At 74.5% G+C, this 24,368-nt stretch carries 25 protein-coding genes and 1 pseudogene; 13 read left to right on the top strand and 13 right to left on the bottom strand.

Features of this window, described 5'->3' with window-relative positions:
- On the bottom strand, window positions 1–446 hold a 446-nt coding region (locus tag ACH4D3_RS37865; RefSeq protein WP_398332224.1), incomplete at its 3' end, for a glutamate-cysteine ligase family protein.
- A 286-nt stretch (window positions 447–732) separates the two neighbouring features.
- Between ACH4D3_RS37865 and ACH4D3_RS37860 the strand changes: the two genes are divergently transcribed.
- The gene (locus ACH4D3_RS37860) at window positions 733–1,572 is read left to right on the top strand and encodes a TIGR02452 family protein (protein ID WP_398332223.1); all 840 of its coding nucleotides are present in this window, start codon (window positions 733–735) and stop codon (window positions 1,570–1,572) included.
- Here the strand turns inward: ACH4D3_RS37860 and ACH4D3_RS37855 are convergent.
- On the bottom strand, window positions 1,557–2,021 hold the full coding sequence (locus ACH4D3_RS37855; protein WP_398332221.1) for a type II toxin-antitoxin system PemK/MazF family toxin: 465 nt from the start codon (window positions 2,019–2,021) through the stop codon (window positions 1,557–1,559). The two genes, ACH4D3_RS37860 and ACH4D3_RS37855, sit on opposite strands and share 16 nt — an antisense overlap.
- A gap of 158 nt (window positions 2,022–2,179) precedes the next feature.
- Here ACH4D3_RS37855 and ACH4D3_RS37850 point away from each other — a divergent pair.
- Window positions 2,180–3,088, top strand: a pseudogene (locus tag ACH4D3_RS37850) (NAD(P)-dependent oxidoreductase); the annotation flags it as partial.
- Window positions 3,089–3,173: 85 nt separating this feature from the next.
- Complete coding sequence (locus tag ACH4D3_RS37845; protein ID WP_398332219.1) at window positions 3,174–3,596, top strand: PPOX class F420-dependent oxidoreductase; 423 nt, start codon at window positions 3,174–3,176, stop codon at window positions 3,594–3,596.
- On the opposite strand, the gene ACH4D3_RS37840 is transcribed toward ACH4D3_RS37845, so the two are convergent.
- From ACH4D3_RS37840 to ACH4D3_RS37830, 3 genes are all read right to left on the bottom strand, one after another.
- Window positions 3,526–5,664 carry an MMPL family transporter gene (locus ACH4D3_RS37840; protein ID WP_398332217.1) on the bottom strand — a complete coding sequence of 713 codons (2,139 nt, stop codon included), beginning with the start codon at window positions 5,662–5,664 and terminating at the stop codon, window positions 3,526–3,528. The two genes, ACH4D3_RS37845 and ACH4D3_RS37840, sit on opposite strands and share 71 nt — an antisense overlap.
- A 221-nt stretch (window positions 5,665–5,885) precedes the next feature.
- Entirely contained in the window at window positions 5,886–6,200 is a 315-nt protein-coding gene (locus ACH4D3_RS37835) for a hypothetical protein (RefSeq protein ID WP_162832962.1), read from the bottom strand.
- Entirely contained in the window at window positions 6,197–6,568 is a 372-nt protein-coding gene (locus ACH4D3_RS37830) for an ArsR/SmtB family transcription factor (RefSeq protein WP_388515065.1), read from the bottom strand. Before ACH4D3_RS37830 ends, ACH4D3_RS37835 begins: the two co-directional genes overlap by 4 nt.
- A gap of 338 nt (window positions 6,569–6,906) precedes the next feature.
- On the opposite strand from ACH4D3_RS37830, the gene ACH4D3_RS37825 reads away from it, so the two are divergent.
- Window positions 6,907–7,938 carry a hypothetical protein gene (locus ACH4D3_RS37825; protein ID WP_398332214.1) on the top strand — a complete coding sequence of 344 codons (1,032 nt, stop codon included), beginning with the start codon at window positions 6,907–6,909 and terminating at the stop codon, window positions 7,936–7,938.
- A gap of 238 nt (window positions 7,939–8,176) precedes the next feature.
- On the opposite strand, the gene ACH4D3_RS37820 is transcribed toward ACH4D3_RS37825, so the two are convergent.
- Together ACH4D3_RS37820 and ACH4D3_RS37815 are read right to left on the bottom strand one after the other, a co-directional pair.
- Window positions 8,177–9,460 carry an MFS transporter gene (locus tag ACH4D3_RS37820; RefSeq protein WP_398332213.1) on the bottom strand — a complete coding sequence of 428 codons (1,284 nt, stop codon included), beginning with the start codon at window positions 9,458–9,460 and terminating at the stop codon, window positions 8,177–8,179.
- Between the two features lie 85 nt (window positions 9,461–9,545).
- The gene (locus ACH4D3_RS37815) at window positions 9,546–10,451 is read right to left on the bottom strand and encodes an alpha/beta fold hydrolase (RefSeq protein ID WP_398332211.1); all 906 of its coding nucleotides are present in this window, start codon (window positions 10,449–10,451) and stop codon (window positions 9,546–9,548) included.
- A 172-nt stretch (window positions 10,452–10,623) separates the two neighbouring features.
- Between ACH4D3_RS37815 and ACH4D3_RS37810 the strand changes: the two genes are divergently transcribed.
- The 4 genes from ACH4D3_RS37810 (at window position 10,624) to ACH4D3_RS37795 (ending at window position 14,618) form a co-directional block, all read left to right on the top strand.
- Window positions 10,624–12,606, top strand: coding sequence for a BTAD domain-containing putative transcriptional regulator (locus ACH4D3_RS37810; RefSeq protein ID WP_398332209.1), 1,983 nt, complete (start codon window positions 10,624–10,626; stop codon window positions 12,604–12,606).
- 259 nt (window positions 12,607–12,865) lie between these two features.
- Window positions 12,866–13,291: a CBS domain-containing protein gene (locus ACH4D3_RS37805; protein WP_398332207.1), complete on the top strand. Its 426-nt coding sequence runs from the start codon at window positions 12,866–12,868 to the stop codon at window positions 13,289–13,291.
- Window positions 13,292–13,303: 12 nt separating this feature from the next.
- Window positions 13,304–13,558 (top strand): DUF6343 family protein, encoded by a 255-nt coding sequence (locus ACH4D3_RS37800; protein WP_385350295.1) that lies wholly within the window; start codon window positions 13,304–13,306, stop codon window positions 13,556–13,558.
- 25 nt (window positions 13,559–13,583) lie between these two features.
- Window positions 13,584–14,618 carry an RNA polymerase sigma factor RpoD/SigA gene (locus ACH4D3_RS37795; RefSeq protein ID WP_398332206.1) on the top strand — a complete coding sequence of 345 codons (1,035 nt, stop codon included), beginning with the start codon at window positions 13,584–13,586 and terminating at the stop codon, window positions 14,616–14,618.
- 6 nt (window positions 14,619–14,624) lie between these two features.
- On the opposite strand, the gene ACH4D3_RS37790 is transcribed toward ACH4D3_RS37795, so the two are convergent.
- The gene (locus ACH4D3_RS37790) at window positions 14,625–16,061 is read right to left on the bottom strand and encodes an FAD-dependent oxidoreductase (RefSeq protein ID WP_398332204.1); all 1,437 of its coding nucleotides are present in this window, start codon (window positions 16,059–16,061) and stop codon (window positions 14,625–14,627) included.
- A 14-nt stretch (window positions 16,062–16,075) separates the two neighbouring features.
- On the bottom strand, window positions 16,076–17,299 hold the full coding sequence (locus ACH4D3_RS37785; RefSeq protein ID WP_398332202.1) for a polysaccharide pyruvyl transferase family protein: 1,224 nt from the start codon (window positions 17,297–17,299) through the stop codon (window positions 16,076–16,078).
- Between the two features lie 148 nt (window positions 17,300–17,447).
- On the opposite strand from ACH4D3_RS37785, the gene ACH4D3_RS37780 reads away from it, so the two are divergent.
- Window positions 17,448–18,398: a TerC/Alx family metal homeostasis membrane protein gene (locus ACH4D3_RS37780; RefSeq protein ID WP_398332201.1), complete on the top strand. Its 951-nt coding sequence runs from the start codon at window positions 17,448–17,450 to the stop codon at window positions 18,396–18,398.
- 45 nt (window positions 18,399–18,443) lie between these two features.
- Here ACH4D3_RS37780 and ACH4D3_RS37775 read toward each other — a convergent pair whose 3' ends face one another.
- On the bottom strand, window positions 18,444–19,283 hold the full coding sequence (locus ACH4D3_RS37775; RefSeq protein WP_398332199.1) for a helix-turn-helix transcriptional regulator: 840 nt from the start codon (window positions 19,281–19,283) through the stop codon (window positions 18,444–18,446).
- Window positions 19,284–19,384: 101 nt separating this feature from the next.
- Between ACH4D3_RS37775 and ACH4D3_RS37770 the strand changes: the two genes are divergently transcribed.
- A complete protein-coding gene (locus tag ACH4D3_RS37770) occupies window positions 19,385–20,092 on the top strand; it encodes an SDR family NAD(P)-dependent oxidoreductase (RefSeq protein ID WP_398332198.1) in 708 nt (235 codons plus the stop codon).
- Window positions 20,093–20,122: 30 nt separating this feature from the next.
- Here the strand turns inward: ACH4D3_RS37770 and ACH4D3_RS37765 are convergent, their stop codons facing one another.
- Entirely contained in the window at window positions 20,123–20,326 is a 204-nt protein-coding gene (locus ACH4D3_RS37765) for a hypothetical protein (RefSeq protein WP_398332197.1), read from the bottom strand.
- A gap of 140 nt (window positions 20,327–20,466) precedes the next feature.
- On the opposite strand from ACH4D3_RS37765, the gene ACH4D3_RS37760 reads away from it, so the two are divergent.
- Window positions 20,467–21,372, top strand: a complete 906-nt coding sequence (locus ACH4D3_RS37760) for a LysR family transcriptional regulator (RefSeq protein WP_398332196.1) — start codon at window positions 20,467–20,469, stop codon at window positions 21,370–21,372.
- Between the two features lie 59 nt (window positions 21,373–21,431).
- Here the strand turns inward: ACH4D3_RS37760 and ACH4D3_RS37755 are convergent, their stop codons facing one another.
- On the bottom strand, window positions 21,432–21,995 hold the full coding sequence (locus tag ACH4D3_RS37755; protein ID WP_398332195.1) for an NAD(P)H-dependent oxidoreductase: 564 nt from the start codon (window positions 21,993–21,995) through the stop codon (window positions 21,432–21,434).
- Window positions 21,996–22,134: 139 nt separating this feature from the next.
- Between ACH4D3_RS37755 and ACH4D3_RS37750 the strand changes: the two genes are divergently transcribed.
- Both ACH4D3_RS37750 and ACH4D3_RS37745 read left to right on the top strand, forming a co-directional pair.
- Entirely contained in the window at window positions 22,135–22,806 is a 672-nt protein-coding gene (locus ACH4D3_RS37750) for a TetR/AcrR family transcriptional regulator (protein ID WP_398332193.1), read from the top strand.
- Between the two features lie 97 nt (window positions 22,807–22,903).
- Entirely contained in the window at window positions 22,904–23,938 is a 1,035-nt protein-coding gene (locus ACH4D3_RS37745) for a LacI family DNA-binding transcriptional regulator (RefSeq protein ID WP_398332191.1), read from the top strand.
- 19 nt (window positions 23,939–23,957) lie between these two features.
- Here ACH4D3_RS37745 and trxA read toward each other — a convergent pair whose 3' ends face one another.
- Entirely contained in the window at window positions 23,958–24,353 is a 396-nt protein-coding gene (gene trxA / locus ACH4D3_RS37740; RefSeq protein WP_159326082.1) for a thioredoxin, read from the bottom strand.
- Window positions 24,354–24,368 lie beyond the last annotated feature (15 nt).

The following is a 24,368-nucleotide window of genomic DNA, read 5'->3' as shown; positions in this document are numbered from 1 at the left end:
GTGCGGTCGAGACAGGACTCCATGGCGTCGTAGCGCGGCTGCCGCAGGTAGCGGCGCGGCGGGTGCCAGGGATCGTGGCCGAGGCCGACCAGGGCCAGGCCGTCCTCGCGCAGCACGGCGCGGACGGCTTCCAGATCGGCGGAGACGGAGCGGACGCACTCCGTCAGCGAGGCGGCGGGGAGCGAACTCAGCTCCAGCTGGCCGCCGGGTTCGACGGTCAGCGCCGACCTCAGGGGCACGGCCCGCAGCGCGGTGTACACCGCACGGAGCCGTTCGGGTGACACGGGGAGCCGCGGCGCGCGCAGCTCGTGGACGAGCCATTCCACCTCGACGCCGAGGAGCCTGGGCGGACCGGTCTTGAAGCAGATGCCGCGGACCAGCGCCTCGACCTCGGCCTCACTGACGGCGGTACGTGGCCGGATACAGCCACCAACCGAATCGGACATGTCGGGATCCTCCTGAGATTCCACCATGCCGCCGGCCCCTCTGCGGTGGGCCGGGCCGGCACACTCGTCCCACCCAAGACCCTCGTGCCGCTCCGCACAAGGACGCATTTCGGGACGTTCCCGCTCGGTAATCTCCGCGATCCGCCCGTTTCCGAGGGCATCCCACGTCGTTCGCCGGCCGGGAAACTCCGTTGCACCGCACCCTCAGCATCACCCAGGATTCCCGCATGAGCACGACGGGGGAGACCGCGCCGCGCGCGGTCACGGCGCCCACGGGGGTGGCGCCGTGAGCGCGCGCCTGCGGGGCATCGCACAGCAGACGGAGCAGATCGTCGCGGCCGGGTCCTACCGCACGTCCGACGGGCGTGAGGTGCCCCTCGCGGCCGCGGTCGGGGCGGCCCGGGACGGTACGCGGATGTACGGGCCGGGGCCCGCCGAGGTGTCCGTTCCGGCCGGGGCGCGCACGGTCTTCGAGGTCACCGGCGAGAGCAGCCTGGAGGCCGCCCGGCGGCTCGGCGGCGACGTCGCCGTGCTCAACTTCGCCTCCGCACGCAACCCGGGCGGCGGTTATCTCAACGGCGCCCAGGCCCAGGAAGAGGCCCTGTGCCGGGCCTCCGCCCTGTACACCTGCCTGCTGCGGGCGCGCGAGTTCTACGACCACCACCGGGCCCACCGCGACCCGTTCTACACGGACCGCGTCGTCCACTCGCCCGGCGTACCCGTCTTCCGGGACGACCGGGGCCGCCTGCTGGGCGAGCCGTTCACGGCCGGGTTCCTCACCTCCGCCGCGCCCAACGCGGGCGTGGTGCTGCGCACGGCCCCGGAGCGCGCCGCCGACCTGCCCGCCGCGCTCACCGGGCGCGCCGAGCGGGTCCTCGAGACGGCCGCGGTCCACGGGTACCGGCGGCTGGTCCTGGGCGCCTGGGGCTGCGGCGTGTTCCGCAACGACCCCGCCCAGGTGGCGGGCGCGTTCCGGACACTGCTCGGGCCCGGCGGGCGATTCGCCGGTGCTTTTGAACGGGTGGCTTTCGGCATCCTGGACCGCACCCCGGGCGCCACCGTCCGGGCGGCCTTCGAGCGCGCCTTCCCGCAGGGCGCCGACCGTCCCGGTCAGCTCCAGCCGTAGCGCTCCCGCAGCCGATGCCGTACGAGGTCGAAGCGCATCCGGTCCAGGGCGCACGCCTCGCGGCGCATACCCGCGTCGTGCAGCCGCAGCACCCGGTCCACGTCGACCCAGGAGTCCCGCCCGGTGCGGTCCCAGGGCCCGCTGCCGATTGGCACCCACTCCCGGTCCCCGTCGTGCCGCCTGCTGGACAGCTGCACGGCCAGCACCGTCCCGGCGGCCTCCCGGGCCACCACGAGCACCGGCCGGTCCTTGCCGCGGCCGTCCGCCTCCTCATAGGGCACCCACGTCCAGACGATCTCGCCGGGATCGGGATCGCCGTCGTGCGCGGGGGAGTACTCGGTCCGCACCCGGCCCACCTCCCGCGGGTCGGCCTCGGTGGTGGCGGCGGGTCCGTAACGGCCCGGGGCGGTCCCGCCGTTGCTGTCGATGTCGTCGGTGAAGGCGTTCACGGCCGTACCGTACGGGACGGGTCCCCGCGCGGACGCGCGGGGACCCGTACCGTACGGGACGGGTCCCCGCGCGGACGCGCGGGGACCCGCGTCCGGTGGCAGGCTGGCCCCCGGGACCGGCTCGCAGGAGCCCGGCCACCGGCGACACGAGACAGTACGAGTCAGAAGGCGGCGTCATGACCGACCAGCTCACCGTGAGCGTCCTGGGCACCGGCATCATGGGTGCCGCGATGGCCCGCAACCTCGCCCGCGCCGGACACGCCGTCCGCGTCTGGAACCGCAGCCGGGACAAGGCCGAGCCGCTGGCCGCCGACGGCGCGCACGTCGCGGGCAGCCCGGACGAGGCCGTACGCGGCGCCGACGTCGTCCTCACGATGCTGTACGACGGCCCGGCCGCGCTCGACGCCATGCGGCGGGCCGAGCCCGGCCTGCGTCCCGGCACCGTGTGGGCGCAGTCCACCACCGCGGGCGTCGACGCGGTCGCCGATCTGGCCGCCTACGCCCACGAACAGGGCCTCGTCTTCTTCGACGCCCCCGTCCTCGGCACCCGGCAGCCCGCCGAGGCCGGTCAGTTGCTGGTGCTGGCGGCGGGTCCGGGCGAGGCGCGGGACACCGTGGCCCCCGTGTTCGACGCCGTCGGCTCGCGCACCGTGTGGACCGGCGAGGACGGCGCGGCCGGCAGCGCCACCCGGCTGAAACTGGTGGCCAACAGCTGGGTCCTCGCCGTCACCAACGCCGGCGGCGAGACCCTCTCGCTCGCCAAGGCCCTGGGCGTCGACCCGGACACCTTCTTCGACGCCATCGCCGGTGGTCCGCTCGACATGGGCTACCTGCGGGCCAAGGCCGGCCTGATCCGCGACGGCGCGCTGACGCCGGCCCAGTTCGCCGTCGCCACCGCCGAGAAGGACGCCCGCCTGATCGTCGAGGCCGGCGAGGCGAACGGCGTCCGGCTGGACCTCGCCGCGGCCGGCGCGCAGCGCTTCGCCCGGGCCGCCGCCCAGGGACACGGCGACGAGGACATGGCGGCGGCCTACTTCGCCAGTTTCGAGGAGAAGGCGTCCGACTGAGCCCACCCGGGTACCGGGTGCACGAGCCCCCCGGCACCGGTGACCGGACCCGGTGCCGGACCACGCCACACCGCGAGGAGTCCGCATGTCGAAGCCGCCGCTGCCGCCCGAGGCCGTCGAACTGCTGCGCCGCCCCAACCCGTGCGTCATGGCCACCCTCCGCCAGGACGGTGCCCCCGTCTCCACGCCCACCTGGTACGCGTGGGACGACGACGGCCGGGTGCTGATCAACCTCGACGCGGGCCGCGTGCGCCTGGGACACCTGCGCCGCGACCCGCGCGTCACCCTCACCGTCCTCTCGGGCGACGACTGGTACACCCACGTCACCCTCATCGGCCGCGTCGCCGAGATGCGCGACGACGAGGACCTCGTTGGCATCGACCGTCTCTCCCGGCACTACACGGGCAACCCGTACCCGAGGCGGGAGCGTCCCCGGGTCAGCGCCTGGATCGAGGTGGAGCGCTGGCACGGCTGGGGGGAGCTGAAGGACAGTTCCCAGCCGGGCTGACGGACGGCGCCTCCTGCCGTGCCGGGCGCCGGAACAGCGCGCCCGGCCACCAGAACCGGCGGCCCAGGTCGAGGGCGAGGGCGGGCACCAGCACCGTACGCACCAGGAAGGTGTCCAGCAGGACGCCGATCCCGACCAGGACGCCCATCTGCGCCATGGTCACCAGCGGCAGCCCCGCGAAGACGGCGAAGGTCGCGGCGAGCACGACACCGGCGGAGGTGATCACACCTCCCGTACTGGTCAGGCCCTCCAGCACACCGCGGGCGTGCCCGAGCCGGGCCGTCTCCTCGCGCACCCGGTGCATGAGGAAGATGTTGTAGTCGATGCCCAGGGCGACCAGGAACACGAAGCCCATCAGCGGAATCGACCAGTCGACACCCGCGAAGCCCAGTACGTGCTCGAAGAGCAGGTTCGAGGCGCCCAGCGCCGCCAGGTACGACAGCACCACGGTGGCCAGGAGCAGCAGCGGGGCCACCAGGGCGCGCAGCAGCCCCACCAGCACGGCCAGGACCACCAGGAGCACGATCGGAACGACCGTCGTCAGGTCGCGGCCCGCGGCCCGCTGGGTGTCCAGGTACTGCGCGGTGGTGCCGCCCACGAGCGCCTCCGCGCCGGCCACCCCGTGCACGGCGTCCCGCAGGCCGCCGACCGTGTCCTTGGCACGCTCGCTGTCCGGGGTGTCCTCCAGGACGACCGACAGCTGGGTACGGCCGCCGTCGGGCGTGCGGTCGCCCCCGGCCTCCACCCGGGCCACGCCCCCGACGTCCGCCGCGGCCCGCCGTACCGCGTCGGCGTGCGCCGTGGCGGTGACGATCTTCACCGGATCGGAGGCGCCGGACGGGTAGTGGGCCGAGATCCGCTCCTGGGCGACCACCGACTCCGGCTTGTCCTGGAACATCTCCTCCTGGGTCAGTCCCATGGAGAGGCCGGCCGTGCTGAGCGCGAGGACACCGGTGACGGCCACCGACATCAGCCACGACCAGCGGGGACGCCGGGCGACCGCGGACCCGATGCGGGACCACACCGTGCGCGACGCCCGGGCGGGCGTACCGGCCCTCGGCACGAAGGGCCAGAACACCCAGCGGCCGGTGACGACGAGGAGGGCCGGGAGCACGGTGACCATCGCGAGGAAGGCGCAGACCACGCCCACGGCGCCCACCAGTCCCAGTGAGCGCGAGGAGTTGATGTCGGCGAATCCCAGACAGGCCAGGCCCGCCGCGATGGTGCCGGCCGAGGCGAGGACCGCCGGGCCGGAGCGGACCATCGCGATCCGCATCGCTTCGTGCCGGTCGGCGCGGCGGTGCAACTCCTCGCGGTAACGGGCGATGAGGAGCAGTGCGTAGTCGGTGCCGACACCGAAGACGAGCACCATCAGCACGCCCGAACTCTGCGGGTCCACCGGCAGCCCGGCGTACCGGGCCAGGAGGTAGGTGCCGACCTGGGTGAGGACGGCCGCGAAACCGACGGAGAGCAGCGGCAGCAGCCACAGGACGGGACTGCGGTACGTGATCAGCAGCAGGAGGGCGACGATCAGGCCGGTGGCGAGCATCAGGGTGGCGTCCAGGCTGTCGAAGACGGCGACCTGGTCGGTGAGCGAACCGGCCGGGCCGCCGACGGCGACGTCCACTCCGGGCGGCGCGTTCGCGCCCACGGACGTCCGCAGTTCGTCGATCGTCCCGGTGACGTCGTCCTCGCTGTCCAGCGGAACCACCGTCATCAGCGCCTTCCCGTCCTCGGACGGGATCGGCGGCGACACCTCCTCGCCCGCGGCGGCGTACCGGGCGAGCACGGGCCGGTCGGCGGCCGCCTGCTCCTTCGCCCCCGCACCGGTGTGCACGACGACGGCGGGCATCAGCGTGTCCGTACGGAACCTCTCCAGCTCCGTGTTGACACGCGCGGACTCCGCGCCGCGCGGCAGGAAGGCGTTGGCACTCGTGTCCTCGACGTCGCCCAGCCGGCCCGCCAGCGGACCGAGCGCGACGGCCACGACCAGCCAGGCCGCCAGGACGTACCACTTGCCGCGCCGCCCACCGGGCGCACGGGCCACACGCCGCAACAGCGCACGCATGAGTAATCTCCTTCATGGGGAACGCGCCCGCCGGTCGGCGACCGGCACGAGGGCGCACGGGACCCGCACCGCGGCGCTCAGGTGTGTCGACCTGCCGCGGTGCACGGGACGGATGTGTGTCTTTGGTGCGACATCTGGCGATGTCGGGTGTGTTCCGCCGTGGTACGGCCGGGAGTTGCAGCTCCCGGCCGTACGTCAGCGGCGGGGTCCGGTGGCGGTGTCTATTCGATCTCGCGCATCATCTTCTCCATCGAGCCGACCGCGAGCCGGGTCTGGGTCAGCTCGTCGAGGGTCTGCCGCTGCTCCTCCACCGTGCGGCGCTGCAACTCCACCGTGTCCTCCAGGAGTCGCGCGTACCGAGTGGCCAGCTCCTTGTACTGCTCCTCGCGCGCCGCCAGCATCCGGGCCCGCCAGGTGGCGGCGACCTGCCAGACGATCACGATCATCAGACCGAAGAACCCGGCCGCGCCCACGGCGCCGACCAGGACCCCCAGTTCCTCGGCCCCTGCGGCGAGAGTCACCACGTCCTCGTTCACTTCGCTTCCTCTTTCGCACTCCGGCCGGCGGTCCGGTCGGTCTCGGTGGTGTCGGTGATCGTCGCGGCCGCCTGCGCGACGACCCGCGGGGTGAGTTCGTAGAAGAACGGGGTGACGTCGTAGTACTTCACCGTCTTGCCGTCCTCCGCGACCTCGAGCGTGCCGGCGACCAGGCCCGCGGCCTCCAGTCGCTGCAGATGCATGTGCAGCAGCGGACGGCCCATGCCGATCAGGCGGGCCAGTGCGCTGACGTAGTTCCGGCTCTCCAGGAGCGCCGCGACGATCCGCATGCGGTGCGGGTTGCCGAGCGCGGAGAGCACCTTGAGCAACTCGTCACCGGTCGGTGCCGGAGGTGGGGCCTCGGGCATCGCACCCCTTTCCGTCGTACCTGTCAGGAAACGCTGACAGGAGCCGGAGCCACCTGTCAAAGATTTCTGACACATCTCAGGGACGGATCAGGGGTGGATCAGGGACGGGTCGGGGGTGGACGCGGGGACGCGCCCTCGCCGCTGAACGGCGTCACCGGGGACGTGCCCGGGGCCTGCTGACCGGCGTACCGAGACCGTCACCGGCCCACGGCCGGGACCGTTGTCAGACCCCCTCCGCATACTGGTGGCCTCGAAGTGCCGGATGCGAGGGGGGACGGGCCGTGCGGATGCGGACGGTGTACAGGGGTGAACTACCGGTCGTCCACGGGCGGTTCCACGTGGACAGCCGTCGCGAGCCGTTGGCGCCGGTGTCGTCGGAGGCCTGCGCCGGGCAGACCAACGGTCTGTGCGGCGCGGCCGTCCCGGGCTGCCTCTTCCTCTGCACGGGCCTGAGCAGCGGGAAGGTCGCCCTCACCGTCGAGGTGCACGGCGCCGCGCCGCCCCTCGAAGACCGCTGGGAGGACGTGGTGGAGGCGTCCTTCCGCCCGCTGACCGCCTCGACCGCCGTCCTGCCCTGCGGCCGCGGCGCACTGTGCGAATGGCCCCTGCCGGCCGCCGACCACCGGGTGCGCTACTGCGGGCGCGGCATGGACGGCGGCGCGGGGGCCGGGTCCGGCACGGCCCGGGACGCGGGACCGGTCGGCCAGTACCTGCTGCAGTTCTGGCCGGCCCCGCCCACCGCGGACCGGATCGTCCGGCAGACCTCGCGCAGCGCCGCACACCGGCACCGCTACGCACGCGCCCTGGAGCCGCCCGTCCCGGGGGCGCGGACCGAACGGGAGCGCGCCGAGATACGGTCCTGGGGCGGCCGGCTGCCCAGCCGGCGGGTGCGGGAGGCCGGTGCCGACGCGCGCGGGCTCGTACCGCTGGACCGCGAACTGCTCGACGCCGTCGACGCGGCGTGCCCGGCCACCCAGCGCGGCCTCGCCCGCTGGGCCGCCCGCCGGGCCCTCACCGCCGCCGGACTGGACGGCGTCGACTGGATCGCGCCCGCGCTGACCGCGCTGGACCGGGGCGAGCCCCTGCCGGCCCCGTTCGACGATCCCCGGCGGGCCTGGGACCGCTTCTTCACCGACGCCCGCACCGCCCTCACCGCGCCCGACCCGCCCGGCGCGGCCCAGGGCGCCCCGCTGTGCCGCGCCCTCGCGCTGCCCGCCCTCCGCGCCGCCGCGGATCCCGACCCCCTGCGCGCCGCACTCGGCGCCCTCTTCGCCGCCGCGGTCACCCACGGCACCGACTACCCCGCGCTGTTCACCGAGGCCCGCCGGCGCTTCCCCGACCTGGGCACGGAAGCGTCGCCGCGGGCCTGAGGGGCGGGCGTCCGGCCCGGTCGGCCGAGGCGCTCGGTTGTCTGCCCGGCCTGGGTGCGGGCGTGCGGGGTGCGGGTCCGGCGGGCCTCCGCGTCCGCCCGGCCGGCTCGGGGACGGGCGTGACGGGCGTTGCGCCGGGTGGGGCGTGGCGGCCGGGCTGTCGCGTCCGGTTCGCCGGGCCCTCGGTGCTTGCCCGGCCGGTGCCGGGGCGGCACCGGGAGGCGTGACCGTGGGGGCCTCAGACGTCGGCGGTGGGCCGGGTGGGGGAGGGAGCGGACGTGTGGGGGCGTCGCGGCAACAGCAGCGGGGTCGCCAGGAGCAGCACACCCGCGAGCGCGACGGCCGTACGCGTCCCGGTCAGGCCCGCCAGCAGGCCCCACAGCGCGGTCAGCGCCGCGGTCGTCAGCTTCCCGCTGACCGTCCAGGCCGACAGCGTGCGCGCCACCCGGTCCGCGGGCGTCGACTCCAGCCGCCGGGTGGCGTACACCGGGTTGTACACGCCCACGGACGCGATCAGTCCGAACTCGACGGCCATCACCAGCACCAGCCCCCCGGTGCCCGGGCCGACGAAGGCCAGCCCTACGGGCCAGCAGACGCGCAGCACGCCGCTGGTCACCAGCACCCGGTGCTCCCCGAAGCGGGCCACGAGCGGGCCGGCCAGGCGCGAGCCGACCAGCCCGCCGAGGCACGGCACGGCGAAGGCGAGCGCGTACTGCCAGGGGGCGAAGCCCAGGTCGCCCAGCATGAGCACGGCCAGCAGCGGTGCCGTCGCCATGATCAGACCGTTGACCAGGACCGTGTTGAGGAACAGCGGACGCAGGGCCGGTGAGGAGAGCACGTACCGCCAGCCGTCCAGCAGGTCACCGGCGCGCAGCCGGCTCGCCGCCGCGTGCGGCGGGCGCGGCTCCCCGCCCCCGATCGCGCGAATGCCCAGCGCCGACAGGAGATAGCTGACCGCGTCGGCCGCCACCGTCACCACCGGGCCGAAGAGCCCGATCGCGGCCCCGCCGACCGGCGGTCCGAGCATGGCCGCGGTCCAGGTCGTCGCCTCGAACCGGCCGTTGGCCCGGAGCAGGTCCGGCCCCCGCACCAGCGCCTTGAGACAGGAACCGGCCGCGGCCCTGAAGATGATGTCGGCCGCGGCCACGATCACCGACACGACCAGCAACTGGGCGAAACCGAGCCGTCCGAAGGCGTACGCGAGCGGCACGCTCAGCAGGACCGCGCACCGCAGCAGGTCCGTCGCGATCATCACCGGCCGCTTGCGCCGGAACTCCACCCACGGCCCGAGCGGCACGGCCACCACCGCGCCCACCGCGAGGCCGACCGCCGAGAGCGCCGCCACCCGTGCCGGACCGGCGTCCAGCACCATGACCGCGATCAACGGAAAGGCGTCGAAGGCGAGCCGCGTGCCGAACGTGCTGACCGTGTACGCACCCCACAGCCATCCGAACCCGCGCCCCAACGACCCGTCGCCCACCACGTCCGACTCGACCACACCCGACTCCGTCACGCCCGACATCCAAGCGAGCCGGGGCCGGGCGGATCAAACAACCGCCCGGGCGGCACGTACAACCGATCGTTGTGCACACGCTCCGGGGCCGGTGCTACCGGGTGAGCAGCTCGCGCAGCGCCCCGGCGACCTCGTCCGGCGCCTCCTCCGCCATGAAGTGCCCGCACCCGACGGTCTCGTGCCGCAGGTCCGGGGCCCACGCCCGCCACAGCGCGGCGGCGTCGTAGCCGAGGGCGGCGCCCCAGTCCTGCTGGAGCACGGTCACCGGCATCCGCAGCCGGTTGCCGTTCTCCCGGTCCGCCCGGTCGTGGTCCACGTCGACGCCGGCCGAGGCCCGGTAGTCGGCCACGATGGACGGCACCGCCTCGCGGGACGCCTTCAGGTAGGCGGCGCGGACGTCGGCGGGCAGGGCGTCCGGGTCCCGGGTCCACACGTCGAGGAAATGACCGAAGAACGCGTCCGGCGCGGCGCCGATCAGCTGCTCCGGCAGCCCCGGCGGCTGCGCCATCAGATACAGGTGGAAGCCCACCGCCGCCGTCGTGCCGTGCAGGACGTCCCACATGTCCAGCGTCGGCAGCACGTCCAGCGCGGCCAGGTGCGTCACCGCGTCGGGGTGGTCGAGCCCGGCGCGCACCGCGACCAGCGCGCCCCGGTCGTGACCGGCCAGCGCGAACCGCTCGTGCCCCAGCTCCCGGGCCAGGGCGACCACGTCGGCGGCCATGGCCCGCTTGGCGTACGCGGTGCCGTCCGGGTCGGCGGGCTTGTCGCTGGCGCCGTAGCCGCGCAGGTCGGGGCAGATGACCGTGTGGTCGGCCGCCAGGTCGGCGGCGACGTGCCGCCACATCAGGTGGGTCTGGGGAAAGCCGTGCAGCAGCACGACCGGGCTGCCCGTGCCGCCGACGGCCACGTGCAGGCCGACGCCGTCGGTGACCGTCACGCGTTCGCGGGTGAAGCCGGGTATGGCCGGCTCGGCGGTGGTCGGGGTGGTCGGGGTGCTCATGGTGGTCGGCGCCTCTCTGTTCTGTTCCTGCTCGTGTCACACGTCCTGGTGACGTCTTCGAGGCTGCCGCGCGCGAATCAGCAACCGATCAGCAGCCGACCGGCGACCGACCCGCACGCGTACCGTGGTGATCGCACACGCGGTGGCGGATCGGAGCGGACGGAACACGGACATGGAAGCGGTCACGTTCGGTGTGCTCGGAGCGGTCACCGCCCGGCGCGGCCCCCACGACCTCGCCCTCAAGGGCCCCCGGCACCGGGCCGTGCTCGCCCGGCTGATCCTGGCCCGGCGGCGGGTCGTCCCCGTCGCCCGCCTGGTCGAGGACCTGTGGGACGCCCCGCCGCCGCGGGCCGTCGGAGCGGTGCGCACCTTCGTCGGCGACCTGCGCCGCGCCCTGGAACCCGACCGCCCGCCGCGCGCCCCCGCCCGGCTGCTGGTCACCGAGGGACCGGGCTACGCCCTGCGCGCGGCGCCGGACACCGTGGACGCGTGGCGCTTCGAGGCCGCCGTCGCCGAGGCGGACCGACTGCCGGCCGCCCGGGCCCCCGAGCGGCTGCGCGCGGCGCTGGGGGAGTGGCGGGGACCCGCCTACGCCGAGTTCGGCGCGGCGGACTGGGCCCGCGGCGAACGCTCCCGGCTCACCGAGCTGCGGCTGCGCGCCGTCGAGCGGCGCGCGGAGCTGCTCGTGGAACTCGGGCGCGCCGCCGAGGCCGTCCCCGACCTGGACGCGCACCTCACCGAGCACCCCTGGCGCGAGGAGTCCTGGCGCCTGCTCGCGCTCGCCCTGTACCGGACCGGACGGCAGGCGGACGCCCTCGCCGTGCTGCGCCGGGCCCGCGCCCTGCTGGCCGGGCGGCTCGGCATCGACCCCGGCCCGCGGCTGCGCCGCCTGGAGGCCGGCATCCTCGCCCAGGACCCGGACCTGGACCCGCCCGGCGAACCGGCGGACGCGGCGGCCCGGCTGTGGGCCCGGGCGACCGAGGCGTACGACCGCACGGTCGCCGCCGGTTCCCGGGCCCGCCTGGAATCCACCGTCGGTCTGCTGCGCAGCCTCGCGGTGACCGGCGGCGGTGGCCTGGAGGCCGCCCGGGAGCACCGGATGACGGCGGTCCAGGCGGCGGAGGAGACGGGCGACGCGGAACTGACGGCCCGGGTGATCGGCGCCTACGACGTCCCCGCCAACTGGACCCGCAGCGACGACCCCGCCCTGGCGCGGCGCCTCGTCGACGCCGCCGAGCGCACCCTCGGCGCCCTGCCCGAGGACCCCACCACCGAGGCGGCACGCTGCCGTCTGCTGGCCACGGTCGCCCTGGAGTCGCGGGGCGTGCGCTCCCCGCGCGGGCCGCGGGCCGCCGCCGAGGCCGAGGGCATCGCCCGCCGCCTGGACGACCCCGCCCTGCTCGCGTTCGCCCTCAACGGCGTCTTCATGCAGTCCTGCACCCGCGCCGGACTGGCGCCGCGCCGGGACACGATCGGCGCCGAACTCGTCGCCCTCGGCACCCGGCACGGCCTGGTCAACTACGAGGTGCTCGGCCATCTGATCCGGCTCCAGGCCCGCTCGGCCCGCGCCGACTTCACGGCCGCCGACGAGCACGCGACGGCCGTGGACCGCCTCGCCGAACGGCACGAACGGCCCCTCGTGCCCGTTTTCACCGCCTGGTACCTGGCCCTGCGCCGGGCCGCCACCGCCGACCCGTCCGCCGGTTCCCACGACAGCGCCGAGGCCGCCTACCGGTCGGCCGCCGCCCGGCTCGACGGCGCGGGGATGCCCGGCCTGCAACGCGGACTCCTGCCGCTCGCCCTGCTCGGCCTGCGCCTGGCCCACGGCCGGCCCGCGGAGGTGGACCCGGGCGCGGACTGGGGACCGTACCGGCCCTGGGCCGAGCCCTTCGCCCTGCTGGCCGAGGGCCGCGGCACCGAGGCCCGAAACGCCCTGCGGGCGCTGACCGAACCGCCGCCCGACCTCCTCTACGAGGCGCTGTGCTGCGCCGAGGCCGCGCTCGCCCTCGCCCTCGGCGACCGCCCGGCGCTGCGGCGGACCCACGACAGGCTGCTGCCCGCGTCCGGTGAACTCGCGGGCGCGGGCAGCGGGCTGCTCACCTTCGGGCCGGTCGACGGCTGGCTCGGCGCGATCCGCCGGGCCCTTCGGGCGTGACGGCGGCAGAGCCGGCGACCCGTAGTCGTACCGCACCCGCCAGGTGCCACGGCTCGCCCCCGGACCTCGCGCCGGACCTCGCGCCGGGCCCCGGGCCGGGATGCGGGGTTGCCCCGGCCCGCGCCGGGTACCCGCCGGGCCATGAAGCGGCAGCTCGTCCAGGAGGGCCCTGCCGCGGAACGGTTTACCGGCCCGGGTGCGGGCTACGCGGCCCGCAGGCAGTCCCGTACCGACACGTACCGACCCCGGGAGGCGCGAGATGACACGGCGCATCCGAGACGTGATGACACCGGCCGCGGTGGCCGTCGAGCCCATGACGACGGTGGCCCGGGCGGCCCGGCTGATGCGCGAGGAGGACGTCGGCGACGTCCTGGTGACCTACGACTGCGACCTGTTCGGCGTCCTCACCGACCGCGACATCGTGCTGCGCGGCGTCGCCGACGGACGGGACCCCGACGCCACCACGGTCGGCGCGGTGTGCACGCCCCCGCCGGTCGTCACCCTCGAACCCGACGACACCACCGACCGCGCGGCCGAGCTGATGGCCCGCCACGCCGTGCGCCGGCTCCCGGTCGTCGAGCACGGCGGTGTCCCGGTCGGCGTGGTCACCCTGGGCGACCTCGCCGCCGCCGACGACCCGCGCTCCGCGCTCGCGGACATCAGCCGAGCCGCACCCGGCCACTGACACGGGGCCGTCATGAGCGAACCGGTCCACGCACGGAGCGCCCTGCGGCTGAGACTGCTGCTGTCGGCGGTCTTCCTGCCGCTGTTCCTCGCGGGGGCCGTGTTCTTCGGCGTGTGGGCCGCGGACACCGCCCCCGGCGACAGCCCCGGCCGCGGCATGCTCGTGGTCGTCGCCGTGGTGTGCGCGGCGCTCACCCTGCTGGCTGCCGCCGACCTGCTGGTGGTGGTCCGCCGGCTGAGAAGCGGACGCGGGCCCGGAAGCCCGTGATCCGGAACGGGACGGAGGAAACGACATGGCGCCCACGGCACGCACACCGACGGCACGCACACCGACGGCGCGCACCCGGGAGGACCGCCGCGCCACCACCCGCACCGCACGGCTGCGCACCCGGATCCCGGAACCCGACGAGGAACCCGACCTGCTCGGCCAGTACCTGACCCAGATCGGGGCCACCCCCCTGCTGACCGCCGAGGACGAGGTACGGCTCGCCACCCGTATCGAGGCGGGAGTCCGGGCCAGGGAGGAGCTGGAGGCGGCCGACACCGGCGAGCCCGCCCCCGCGCCCGGGCGGCGCCGCACGCTGGAGGAGACCGTCCACGACGGCCAGGAGGCCAAGGACCACATGGTGCGGGCCAATCTGCGGCTCGTGGTGTCGATGGCCAAGCGCCACGCCCACCGCGGACTGCCACTCCTCGACGTCATCCAGGAGGGCAACCTCGGACTGATCCGGGCCGTGGAGAAGTTCGACCACACCAAGGGCTTCAAGTTCTCCACGTACGCCACCTGGTGGATCCGCCAGGCCATCGAACGGGGCCTGGCCACCCACGCGCGCACGGTACGGCTGCCGGTGCACGTCGTGGAGCAGCTCCAGAAGCTCGCCAAGGTGGAACGCAAGCTCCGCGCGGGCCTCGACCGGGAGCCGACCACCGAGGAGGTCGCCGCCGAGAGCGGCATCGACGTGGACAAGGTCGTCTGGCTGCGCCGGGTGGGCCGGGACGCGGTCAGCCTGGACACGCCCGTGGACGAGACCGGCGACACCGTCGTCGGCGACCTCATCCCCGACACCGAGGTGCTGCGAGCCCCGGAGGTCGCCGAGTTCCAGGCGCTCGCGACGGAGCTGCGGGAGGCCGTCGGCACCCTCGCACCCCGCGAGTCCCTGATCCTCAGCCTGCGCTACGGGCTGCACGACGGCCGCCCCCGCACCCTGCAACAGGTCGCCCAGCACGTCGGCCTCACCCGCGAACGCGTCCGCCAGCTGGAGAAGGCCTCGCTCGCCCACCTGCGCGCCCCCGAGCACCGGGAGCGCCTCCTCGACTGGGCGAGCTGACCTGACCTAGTGCGGCTCCGTCCGCAGCCTCGCCCCCTGCCGGAGCAGTTCCCGCTGGACCAGCCGGTAGGGCAGCCCCCGCGGTCCGCTCCCGTGCCGTACGGTCAGCGCCGCGCACACCCCCGCGGCGTGCCCGGTCGCCATGGCGATGGGCATCACCCGGTACGACGAGTGCGCCACGTGCGTCCCGGAGATGCAGCGGCCCGCCACCAGCAGCCGGTCGGTGTCCCGGGGCAGCAGACAGCGCAGCGGGATGTCGTAGAAACTGCCCCGCGGCACCCGCTTGAGGACGGTGCCGGAGCCGCGCGGGTTGTGGATGTCGATCGGATAGGCGCCGTGCGCGACCACGTCCGGGAAGGTGCGCGCCGCCAGGATGTCGTGACCGGTCAGCAGGTGGTCGCCGAGCACCCGCCGGCTCTCCCGGACGCCGACGTGTGTGCCGCTCTGGACCACGTACGACTCCTCGAAGCCGGGCACGCGGGTGCGCAGGAAGCGGTCGATCTCGGCCAGTTGGTGCCGGGCCGTGTACTCGGCGCGGGTGAGGTCCCAGACGCTGGTGCCGAGGACCCGGTTCACCCGGGTGCTGTTGACGGAGACCTCGTGCGGGTGCGGGGTCGCGAAGAAGAGGACGTCCTCGCGCGGCAGCCGCAGTTCGCCGTTCTTCCTGGCCTCCTCGATCAGGTCCCACAGCCCGTGCACACCCCGCCACTGGTCGGGGTGCTCGCGCACGTACGCGGCGAAGTCCGGCCGGGCGAAGTCGGCGACGCGGAACATCAGCGTCATGGGCTGCACAAGCCCGTCCTCCGGCCGCCCGGTCTCGTACGGCGCCCCGCAGGCCGTCGCCACGTCGCCGTCGCCCGTGCCGTCCACGACCACCCCGGCGTCGATCACCACCGGCCCCGACTTGGTCTCGAACACCACCCGCCAGCCCGCGCCGTCGTCCAGCGGCAGCGCGCCGGAGGCGAAGGAGTGGAACAGCATCCGCACCCCCGACTCGTCCGCCATCTCCAGCAGGGAGAACTTGAACAGCTCCGGATCGAAGGGGACCGTGTACCCGGTCTTCGGGGAGGGCGGCAGACAGCCGCCGCGGCCCGTGAGCCGGTCGAGCAACTGCCACAGGACGCCCGCGACCACCGGCTCGCCCTCGCCGTGGTCGGTGGGCAGCAGCCGCGAGGTGTCCCCGGCCTCGGTGAAAGCGGCCTGCTTGTGCTCGTTGTGGAACGACATCAGCGGCATCACCAGCGCCACGGTCGCGTTGCCGCCGAGGAAGCCGTACCGCTCCACCAGCACGGTGTCGGCCCCGGCGTCGGCCGCGCCGACCGCCGCCGCGAACCCGGCGGGGCCGCCGCCCACCACCAGGACGTCGCAGCGGCCCCCGAGCCGGGCCGGGCGGGGCGGCAGGGTGACGGTGCGGGACTCGTGGGGCTCCTCCAGGATCGGCATCGCGCACCCTCCGGTCAGGCGTTCAGCGGCCGCGGCTCGGCGCGGTGGGGCCCCGCACCCGCCGCGGGGGCGCCGCCCGGCCCGTGGGCGGCACCGATCTCGTCGAGCAGGGACCCGCACCGCTCGCAGGTCTCGCGCGCCGACGCGGACAGTTCGCCCATCCGGTCCCGCAGGTCGTCCCGGCGCCGCGGGTACTCGTCCCACAGCCGGTCCACCTCCGCCAGCAGCAGCCCGGCCTGCTCCCGCGCCACCCCCACCAGCGCCGGGGCGCCCAGCCGGCGCGCGAAGTCGAAGACCTTGCCGGAGTACGGCAGAGGCAGCACCGGCACGCCGGTGAGCGCGGCGAAGATCACGAAGTGCAGGCGCATGCCCACGGCCACGTCGAGATGGCGCATGAAGCCGAGGACCTGCCCCGGGCTGTAGTCGCCGTGCAGGATGCGGCCCTGGTCGGGGGCGGTCATGTGGGACAGCACGGCGTGCGCGTGCCGTACGTCGTGCCGTTCCATCGGCAGGAACACCACGCGCGCGTCCAGCCGGCGGACCAGGAAGTCCTCGACGTCGGCGAGCAGCGCGTGGTAGTCGCCCTCGTCGAGCTTCTCGGCGGCCCGCCCCGGCTCGCGCACCGACATCCCCACCAGCCGGGTGCCGGACGGGACGCCCTCGTCGCGCATCATCGCCCCGGTGAACGGCTCCGGGGCCAGCAGGAGCGCCGGGTCGGCGGTCACCGCGACCTCCCGCTCCAGGCCGACCTCCTCCAGCACCAGCCGCGATTCCTCGTCCCGTACGACGACGTCGTCCATCTCCGCCAGCACCGTGCGCACCGCGTCCCGGTCCTCGGGGTCCGTGAGCGGCCCGGCGCCGACGGCGTAGGCGAACGTGGGCACGTGCCGGGTCTGCGCGGCCCGCACCAGCCGCAGATAGCGCCGCGCCTGGCCGTCGTAGAGGATGCCGCCGCCGCCCAGTACCAGCAGGTCCAGGCCGGGCAGCACGTCCAGGACGTGGTTGCGGCTCACCCCCTCCCAGGGCACCGCCTCGTCGGCGTCGGGGTGATGGGCGCGGGTGTGCTCCGCGTTCCGGCTCAGCACGACGAGGTGCGCGTCCGGCCGCCGGCCGCGCAGACAGCCCAGCACGCAGGTCAGGATCGCCTCGTCGCCGGTGTTGAAGCCGCCGTAGGAACCCAGCACGCCGATGCGCGAGCCCCGGCGGTCGGGGTGGGGAGGCGAGGGCCGAAGGGTCATCCGGGGCTCCCGTCACGTCGGAATCGGCCGGCGCGCGCCGGATTCGGCGCGTGGAGCCGCGCACCGTGCCGGGTTGCCTGCGCCGCATCCCGGAAACACCCTGACCAAGGACCGTCCGTACGCGACCCGTACCGCACGAGGAGCACCGGTGAACGTCACCCTCAGCGTCTGGCTGCTGACCGTCGCGGGCCTGTGCGTCCTCGTCGCCGCCGACTTCTTCATCGGGTGCAAGCCGCACGACGTGTCCCTCCGGGAGGCCGGGATCTGGACGGCCGTCTGGGTGGTCCTGGCCTGCCTGTTCGGCGTGGGACTGCTCGTGTTCGGCGGCGGCGGGCCGGGCGGGGAGTTCTTCGCCGGGTACCTCACCGAGAAGTCGCTGAGCGTGGACAACCTCTTCGTCTTCGTCCTGATCATGGCGAAGTTCGCGGTGCCCTCGCAGTACCAGCAGCGGGTGCTGATGGTCGGCGTCCTGGTGGCGCTGGTGCTGCGGGCCGCCTTCATCGCGGCCGGCGCGGCGATCATCTCCGCCTTCTCCTGGGTCTTCTACGTCTTCGGCGCCTTCCTGATCTGGACCGCCTGGAAGCTCATCCAGGACGCCCGCAAGGACGAGCACGAGCAGGAGTACGAGGAGAACAAGCTGCTGAAGTCGATCGAGCGCCGCTTCGGCGTCGCCGACCGCTACCACGGCACCCGGCTGTGGGTGGAGGAGAACGGCAGGCGGGTCATGACCCCGATGCTGGTCGTGATGCTCGCCATCGGGTTCACCGACATCCTCTTCGCCCTGGACTCCATCCCCGCCATCTACGGGCTGACCCAGGATCCGTACATCGTGTTCACGGCCAACGCGTTCGCCCTGATGGGCCTCAGGCAGCTGTACTTCCTCATCGGCGGTCTGCTGAAGAAGCTGGTGCACCTCTCCTACGGTCTGTCGGTCATCCTCGGCTTCATCGGCGTCAAGCTGGTGCTGCACGCCTTGCACGAGTCCGGCGTCCACGTGCCCGAGATCGGCATCCCCTTCTCGCTCGGGTTCATCGTGCTGGTCCTCGCGGTCACCACGGCGACCAGCCTGTGGGTCACGCGGCGGCAGGAGCGGGCCTGACGGGGGCCGCTGAAGCGGGCCTGACGGTGGGCCACCGGGAGCGGGCTACTCCACCAGCTCCTGGGTGCCCAGGACCGTGAGCAGGGCGAGCCGCTCCGCGTCGGCGGTGTCCGGTTCGGCCGTGTAGACCATGATCCGCAGATCGCTGCCCGCCACATCGAGCACGTCGCAGTCCAGCACGACCGGCCCCACCCGCGGATGGTCGATGGTCTTGCGCGCCGCCTCGTGCCGGCCGACCGCGTCCGCCCGCCACAGCTCGGCGAACCGCTCGCTGCGGGCGCGCAGCTCCGCGACCAGCCTGCCGAGCCGCGGGTCGGCGGGATAGCGGGCGGCGGTGGCCCGCAGGTCCGCGACGAGCGCCGACTCGAAGTCCCGGCGTTCCTGGGGCGTGTACCGGGCCCGGCTGCCCGGCCCGACGAAGTTGCGCCACACGCCGTTGCGCTCCGGGCCGTGCCACTCGGACGGATCGCCCATCAGCGCCGCGTACGGCGGGTTGGCCAGCAGCAGCGTCCACATCGCGTCGTACACGGCCACCGGGGTGCCGGCCATCCGGTCCAGGAGCCGGTGGACGCTCGGCGGGATGTACCCGGGAACGGTCCCGGGCCCCGGCGGCGCCAGCCCGGCCAGCCGGAACAGATGCGCGCGCTCCTCGGCCGGCAGCCGCAGTGCCCGTACGAGGGCCTCGACGACCTGAGCGGACGGGTTGGCCGCCCGGCCCTGTTCGAGACGGGTGACGTAGTCGACGGAGATGCCGGCCAGCAGGGCCAGCTCCTCGCGCCGCAGCCCCGCCGCCCGCCGGTGCCCGCCCGCGGGCAGCCCCACCGCCTCGGGGGCGACCCGGTCCCTGCGCAGCCGCAGCGCCCGCCCGAACTCCGTTGCCGTCATGTCCCCAGTGAACACCGCGGACGGCCGGTCTTCCTGGTACCCCTGGTCCCAGGAAGACCGGACGCCTGGCTGCCCGCCCCGGCGCGCCGCAGGCTTTTCCCATGACGACCACACTGATCACCGGAGCCAACAAGGGCCTCGGCTTCGAGACGGCCCGCCGCCTCGTCGCCGCGGGCCACACCGTCTACGCCGCCGCCCGCGACCCCGAGCGCGGCCGCCGCGCCGCCGAGGAACTGGGCGCACGGCCCCTCGTCCTCGACGTCACCGACGACGCCTCCGTCGCCGCCGCCGTGCGGACCGTCACGGCCGACGGCGGACTCGACGTACTGGTCAACAACGCCGGCATCGAGCAGCGCGGCGAGCACAACTCCGTGACCGGGGCCGACGGCACGACCGCGGACCTGCTGCGCACCGTCTTCGAGACCAACGTCTTCGGCGTGGTGCGCGTGACCCACGCGTTCCTGCCGCTGCTGCACCGCTCCGCCGCGCCCGTCGTGGTCAACGTGAGCAGCGGCCTGGCCTCGCTGACCGGACTCACCTCACCCCAGAGCCCGGGGTACGGCTACCCGGGCCTCGCCTACCCGGCGTCCAAGACCGCGGTCAACACGCTGACCGTGCAGTACGCGAAGGCGTTCCCCGGGATGCGGATCAACGCGGTCGAGCCCGGCTTCACCGCGACCGATCTGAACGGCAACACCGGTACGCAGACCGTGGCCCAGGGCGCCGAGGTGATCGTCCGGATGGCCCGGCTGGGCCCGGACGGACCCACCGGGGGCTACTTCGACGCGGCGGGCCCCCTGGCCTGGTAGTAGCTGTAGCCGCCCGGTCGCTGCGGGCGCTCAGCAGCCGGCGGGCGTGGGCCTGCCGCGCGAGACCACGCGGGTGCCGTGGCCGTCGACGACGCGGGCCTGGAGCGAACCGCAGGCGCACCGGGTCCACAGGGTGCCGCCCGCCGCGGTGGTGTGCGCCGACAGCACCTGGAAGGGCTCGGCGCCGTCGGGCCACCCGCAGTGCGGGCAGACGAGACCGGTCGTGCTGGGCATGGCGACTCCTCGTGCGTCAGTGGTACGTCGGATGCCGGTGTGGGCTTTCGGTCCCACCGTGGCGCCACTGACAGGGTGCGGCCCCGGATCCGTTCACGTCCAGGTTGACTTTACGGACTCCACCGTGAAGCGTGCACTTCATGATTGATCTGCGCAGGCTGCACGTGCTCCGGGCCGTCTCCCACTACGGCACCGTCACCGCGGCGGCGCGCGCCCTGCACTTCACCACCTCCGCCGCCTCCCAGCAGATCCGGCAGCTCGCCCGGGACCTGGGCGTCGATCTGCTGGAGCCGCAGGGGCGCGGGGTGCGGCTCACCGCCGCCGCGGAGAGCCTGCTGGAACACGCCGACGCGATCGAGGCCCGCTGGGACGAGGCCGAACAGGATCTGCGGGCGGGGGAGGGTGCCCCGGCCGGACCGCTGCGGGTGACGGGGTTCCCGGTGGCCGTCGCCGTCCTGCTGGCCCCGATGGCGGCGCGGCTGCGCGAGCGGCACCCCCGGCTGTCGGTGCGGATCCGGGAGGTCGACGTGGCGGAGAGCTTCGACCTGCTCTTCGAGGGGGAGAGCGATCTGGCGGTGGTGGAGGCGACTCCGGCCAGCCCGCCCGCGGCCGACACCCGCTTCGAACAGCGGCCGCTCCTGGACGAGCCGTTCGACCTGGTCGTCCCGGTGGACCATCCCCTGGCCGGACGGGAGGAGGCCGACCTCGCCGACGTGGCCCACGAGGCCTGGATCGCGCCGCTGCCGCAGAGTCCCTGTCGGACGCACATGGCGGCGGCCTGCGGTGCCGCCGGGTTCACCCCCGACGTGGTCCATCTCGCGGTGGACTGGAACGTCACGGCCCACCTGGTCGCGCACGGGCTCGGCGTCGCGCTGGTGCCCCGGCTCGCCCGGCTCACCCCCGAGCTGCCGATCGTCCGCGTGCCCTGCGCGGGCCGGCCGCACCGCAAACTGCTGACCTGCACGCGCGGCGGTGGGCACGGTCGAGCGGCGGTCGCGGCGGCGCTGGAGGAGCTGCGCGCGCTGGCCGCCGCGGCGGTGGCCTGACACACGACGGGACCGGAGCTCGGCCGAGCTCCGGTCCCGTCGTGTGCCGCTCGCGCCGGTCAGGCGGCGAGGACGTCGTCCGCGTGGCCGTGCAGCCGAGCGACGACCTCGGTCAGCTGGGCGGCGACCTCGGCGTCGTCCGCGGGGTGGGTCTCGGCGAAGCGGGTCATCGAACCGGGGATGGAGAGCTTGAGGTCCTCGATCACCTTGCCGCCGGCGATGCCCACGGCCTTGCGGGCCTCGTCGTGCGCCCACACGCCGCCGTACTGGCCGAAGGCGGTGCCGATCACGGCGACGGGCTTGCCGGTGAAGGCGCCGGCGCCGAAGGGCCGGGACAGCCAGTCGATGGCGTTCTTGAGGACGGCCGGGATGGTGCCGTTGTACTCGGGCGAGAAGAGCAGGAAGGCCTGCGCGCCCTGGGCGGCCTCGCGCAGCTTCGCGGCGGCGGCCGGGACGCTGCCCTCGACGTCGACGTCCTCGTTGTAGAACGGGATCTCGGCGAGCCCCTCGAACACCTGCACCTCGGCGCCCTCCGGCGCGAACCTGACGGCCGCCTCGGCGAGCTGGCGGTTGTGCGAACCGGCGCGAACGCTGCCGACGAGCGCAAGGATGCGGACAGACATGAGTACTCCCACTGCTGAAACACGTGTCGGCGGGCGTGCCGAAACACTGCGGTAACAATCCGGACCGGGGTCCGTTTAATTTCTAACATCCCAAACGGACCGCGGTCCAGTTTTCTTCCCGATGCTTTACGCTGGCTTCATGTCCGCCGCCCTGCCGCCCTCCTTCCCGATGCCCCCGGACGCCGTCGGCCCGACCGAGCTGCTCCAGCTCGGCACGGGCGCCGAGGAGGACGAGCCCTGTCTGCGGGCCGACGCCGCGCGCAACCGGGCCCGGCTGCTGGAGGCCGCCGGGCGGCTGGTCGCCGAGCACGGCGCGGCTGCCCTGACCATGGAGGCGGTGGCCGTCGCGGCCTGCGTCGGCAAGGGCACCGTCTTCCGCCGCTTCGGCGACCGCACCGGATTGCTCACGGCGCTCCTGGACCACTCCGAGCGCAAGTTCCAGGCCGCGCTGCTGAGTGGTCCGCCGCCCCTGGGCCCCGGCGCGCCGCCGGTCGAGCGGCTGCGCGCCTTCGGCTGCGCGCTGCTGCGCCGCTCCGTCGACGAACTCGACCTGCTGCTCGCCGCCGAGCCGAGCGCGGACCGCCGCCACACGGCCGCCCCGCGCCGCTTCCTGCTCGGCCACCTCGCCCTGCTGCTGCGGGAGGCGGTGCCGGACGGCGACAGCGAGCTGCTGTCCCACACGCTGCTGGCGTATCTCGACGCCGCGCTGATCCACCACCTCACCGCACAGCGCGGCCTGCCCCCAAAGCGGCTGCAGGACGGCTGGCTCGACCTGGTCGCCCGGGTGACCCGCACCGACCCCGCGGTCTGAACCGCGTCCGGCGGCAACGACGTTGCCCCGCCCGGCGGCCAACGACCTTGCCCCGCCCGCCGCCCCGCGTCCGGCTTCTGCCAGGATGCCGTACGTCATGGTGCAGACACCGAATCCACCGCCCTCCGATCCCGCCGCCCCGCGCTCCGTGCCCACGAGCGCCGATGTGGCCCGCCTGGCCGGTGTGTCGCGCGCGACCGTCTCCTACGTCCTCAACGACACCGGCACCGTACGGATCAGCGAACCCACCCGCCGCCGCGTCCGCGAGGCCGCCCGGGAACTGGGCTACGTCCCGCACGCCGCGGCCCGCTCACTGCGCGCCGGGCACAGCCGCATGGTGCTGCTGCCGGCGCCGTCCTTCCCCGCCGGCCCGCTCTACAGCCGGTTCCTCAGCGAACTCCAGTGGGCGCTCGGCCGCCTCGACTACACCGTCGTGCAGTACGGCACCGTCGGCCTGCGCGGCGACGAGGCCGCCCGCGCCTGGGCCGAACTCCGCCCGGTCGCCGTCCTCGCACCCGGTTCCGACCTCGGCCCGCAGGGCGTGGAGGTCCTCAAACGCTCCGGCGCACGGGCGGTCGTCACCCTCGGCCCCGAGGCCGTCGACGGAGCGCACGCGCTGCTCACCGACCAGGCGGGCGTCGGCCGCGGCGCGACCCGCCACCTGTACGACCGCGGACGCCGCAGAATCGGCGTCGTCGTGCCCGCGGAAGGCGGCCTGGACGTCTTCTCGGCGCCGCGCCTCGCGGGCGCCCGCGAGGCCGTCTCCGGCACCGACGCCACCGTCACCGAGCTGCGCCTCGCCTACGACGAAGGGGACGCCGCCCGCCTCGCGGCGCGCTGGCGCCCCCTCGGGCTCGACGCGGTGTTCGCGTACAACGACGAGTACGCGATGCTGCTGATGCGGGCCCTCCAGGACGAGGGCCTCGACATCCCCGGCCACGCCGCCGTGATCGGCGCCGACGACCTGATGCTGGGCCGGCTGCTGCGGCCCCGGCTGAGCACCGTCCACCTGGAACTGCCCGCCGGCCGCGACCTGGCCGCACTCGTCGACCGGGCCGTGCACGACCCCGGCGCCCCGCCCGAACGCCACAAGGTGCTGGGCGCCACGGTGGTGCACCGGGAGTCGAGCTGACCGGCGGCCGAACCGCCCGCTACTGGCCTTCCTGGCCGTTCTGCCCGGCCTGCGCCTGCTGCTCGGCGACCGCCTTGCGGACCTCGTCCATGTCCAGCTTCCGGGCCTGACCGATCACGTCGGTCAGGGCCGCCTCCGGCAGCGCGCCCGGCTGCGCAAACACGGCAACCTGGTCCCGCACGATCATCAGCGTCGGGATCGAACTGATGCCGAAGGCCTGCGCCAGCTCGGGCTGCGCCTCGGTGTCCACCTTGCCGAACACCAGGTCCGGGTTGGCTTCCGCCGCCTTCTCGTAGACCGGCCCGAACTGCTTGCACGGACCGCACCACTCCGCCCAGAAGTCGATCAACACGAACTCGTTGTCCGTGACCGTCTGGTCGAAGTTCTCCTTGGTGAGTTCCACGGTGCTGGTCATGAGGTGATCCCTCTT

This window comes from Streptomyces sp. NPDC018026, from assembly GCF_044327745.1.
GTDB lineage: Bacteria > Actinomycetota > Actinomycetes > Streptomycetales > Streptomycetaceae > Streptomyces > Streptomyces rubrogriseus.
Note: the sequence above shows the minus strand (reverse complement) of the source record. Positions and strands in the feature narration are given on the sequence as shown.

Coding starts and splice junctions, on each gene's coding strand:
- ACH4D3_RS37745 (WP_398332191.1), top strand. CDS start 22,904: ATGGTGCAGACACCGAATCCACCGCCCTCCGATCCCGCCGCCCCGCGC.
- ACH4D3_RS37790 (WP_398332204.1), bottom strand. CDS start 16,061: ATGCCGATCCTGGAGGAGCCCCACGAGTCCCGCACCGTCACCCTGCCG.
- trxA (WP_159326082.1), bottom strand. CDS start 24,353: ATGACCAGCACCGTGGAACTCACCAAGGAGAACTTCGACCAGACGGTC.
- ACH4D3_RS37845 (WP_398332219.1), top strand. CDS start 3,174: ATGTCGAAGCCGCCGCTGCCGCCCGAGGCCGTCGAACTGCTGCGCCGC.
- ACH4D3_RS37785 (WP_398332202.1), bottom strand. CDS start 17,299: ATGACCCTTCGGCCCTCGCCTCCCCACCCCGACCGCCGGGGCTCGCGC.
- ACH4D3_RS37830 (WP_388515065.1), bottom strand. CDS start 6,568: ATGCCCGAGGCCCCACCTCCGGCACCGACCGGTGACGAGTTGCTCAAG.
- ACH4D3_RS37805 (WP_398332207.1), top strand. CDS start 12,866: ATGACACGGCGCATCCGAGACGTGATGACACCGGCCGCGGTGGCCGTC.
- ACH4D3_RS37795 (WP_398332206.1), top strand. CDS start 13,584: ATGGCGCCCACGGCACGCACACCGACGGCACGCACACCGACGGCGCGC.
- ACH4D3_RS37760 (WP_398332196.1), top strand. CDS start 20,467: ATGATTGATCTGCGCAGGCTGCACGTGCTCCGGGCCGTCTCCCACTAC.
- ACH4D3_RS37820 (WP_398332213.1), bottom strand. CDS start 9,460: ATGTCGGGCGTGACGGAGTCGGGTGTGGTCGAGTCGGACGTGGTGGGC.
- ACH4D3_RS37800 (WP_385350295.1), top strand. CDS start 13,304: ATGAGCGAACCGGTCCACGCACGGAGCGCCCTGCGGCTGAGACTGCTG.
- ACH4D3_RS37770 (WP_398332198.1), top strand. CDS start 19,385: ATGACGACCACACTGATCACCGGAGCCAACAAGGGCCTCGGCTTCGAG.
- ACH4D3_RS37755 (WP_398332195.1), bottom strand. CDS start 21,995: ATGTCTGTCCGCATCCTTGCGCTCGTCGGCAGCGTTCGCGCCGGTTCG.
- ACH4D3_RS37815 (WP_398332211.1), bottom strand. CDS start 10,451: ATGAGCACCCCGACCACCCCGACCACCGCCGAGCCGGCCATACCCGGC.
- ACH4D3_RS37775 (WP_398332199.1), bottom strand. CDS start 19,283: ATGACGGCAACGGAGTTCGGGCGGGCGCTGCGGCTGCGCAGGGACCGG.
- ACH4D3_RS37765 (WP_398332197.1), bottom strand. CDS start 20,326: ATGCCCAGCACGACCGGTCTCGTCTGCCCGCACTGCGGGTGGCCCGAC.
- ACH4D3_RS37810 (WP_398332209.1), top strand. CDS start 10,624: ATGGAAGCGGTCACGTTCGGTGTGCTCGGAGCGGTCACCGCCCGGCGC.
- ACH4D3_RS37840 (WP_398332217.1), bottom strand. CDS start 5,664: ATGCGTGCGCTGTTGCGGCGTGTGGCCCGTGCGCCCGGTGGGCGGCGC.
- ACH4D3_RS37750 (WP_398332193.1), top strand. CDS start 22,135: ATGTCCGCCGCCCTGCCGCCCTCCTTCCCGATGCCCCCGGACGCCGTC.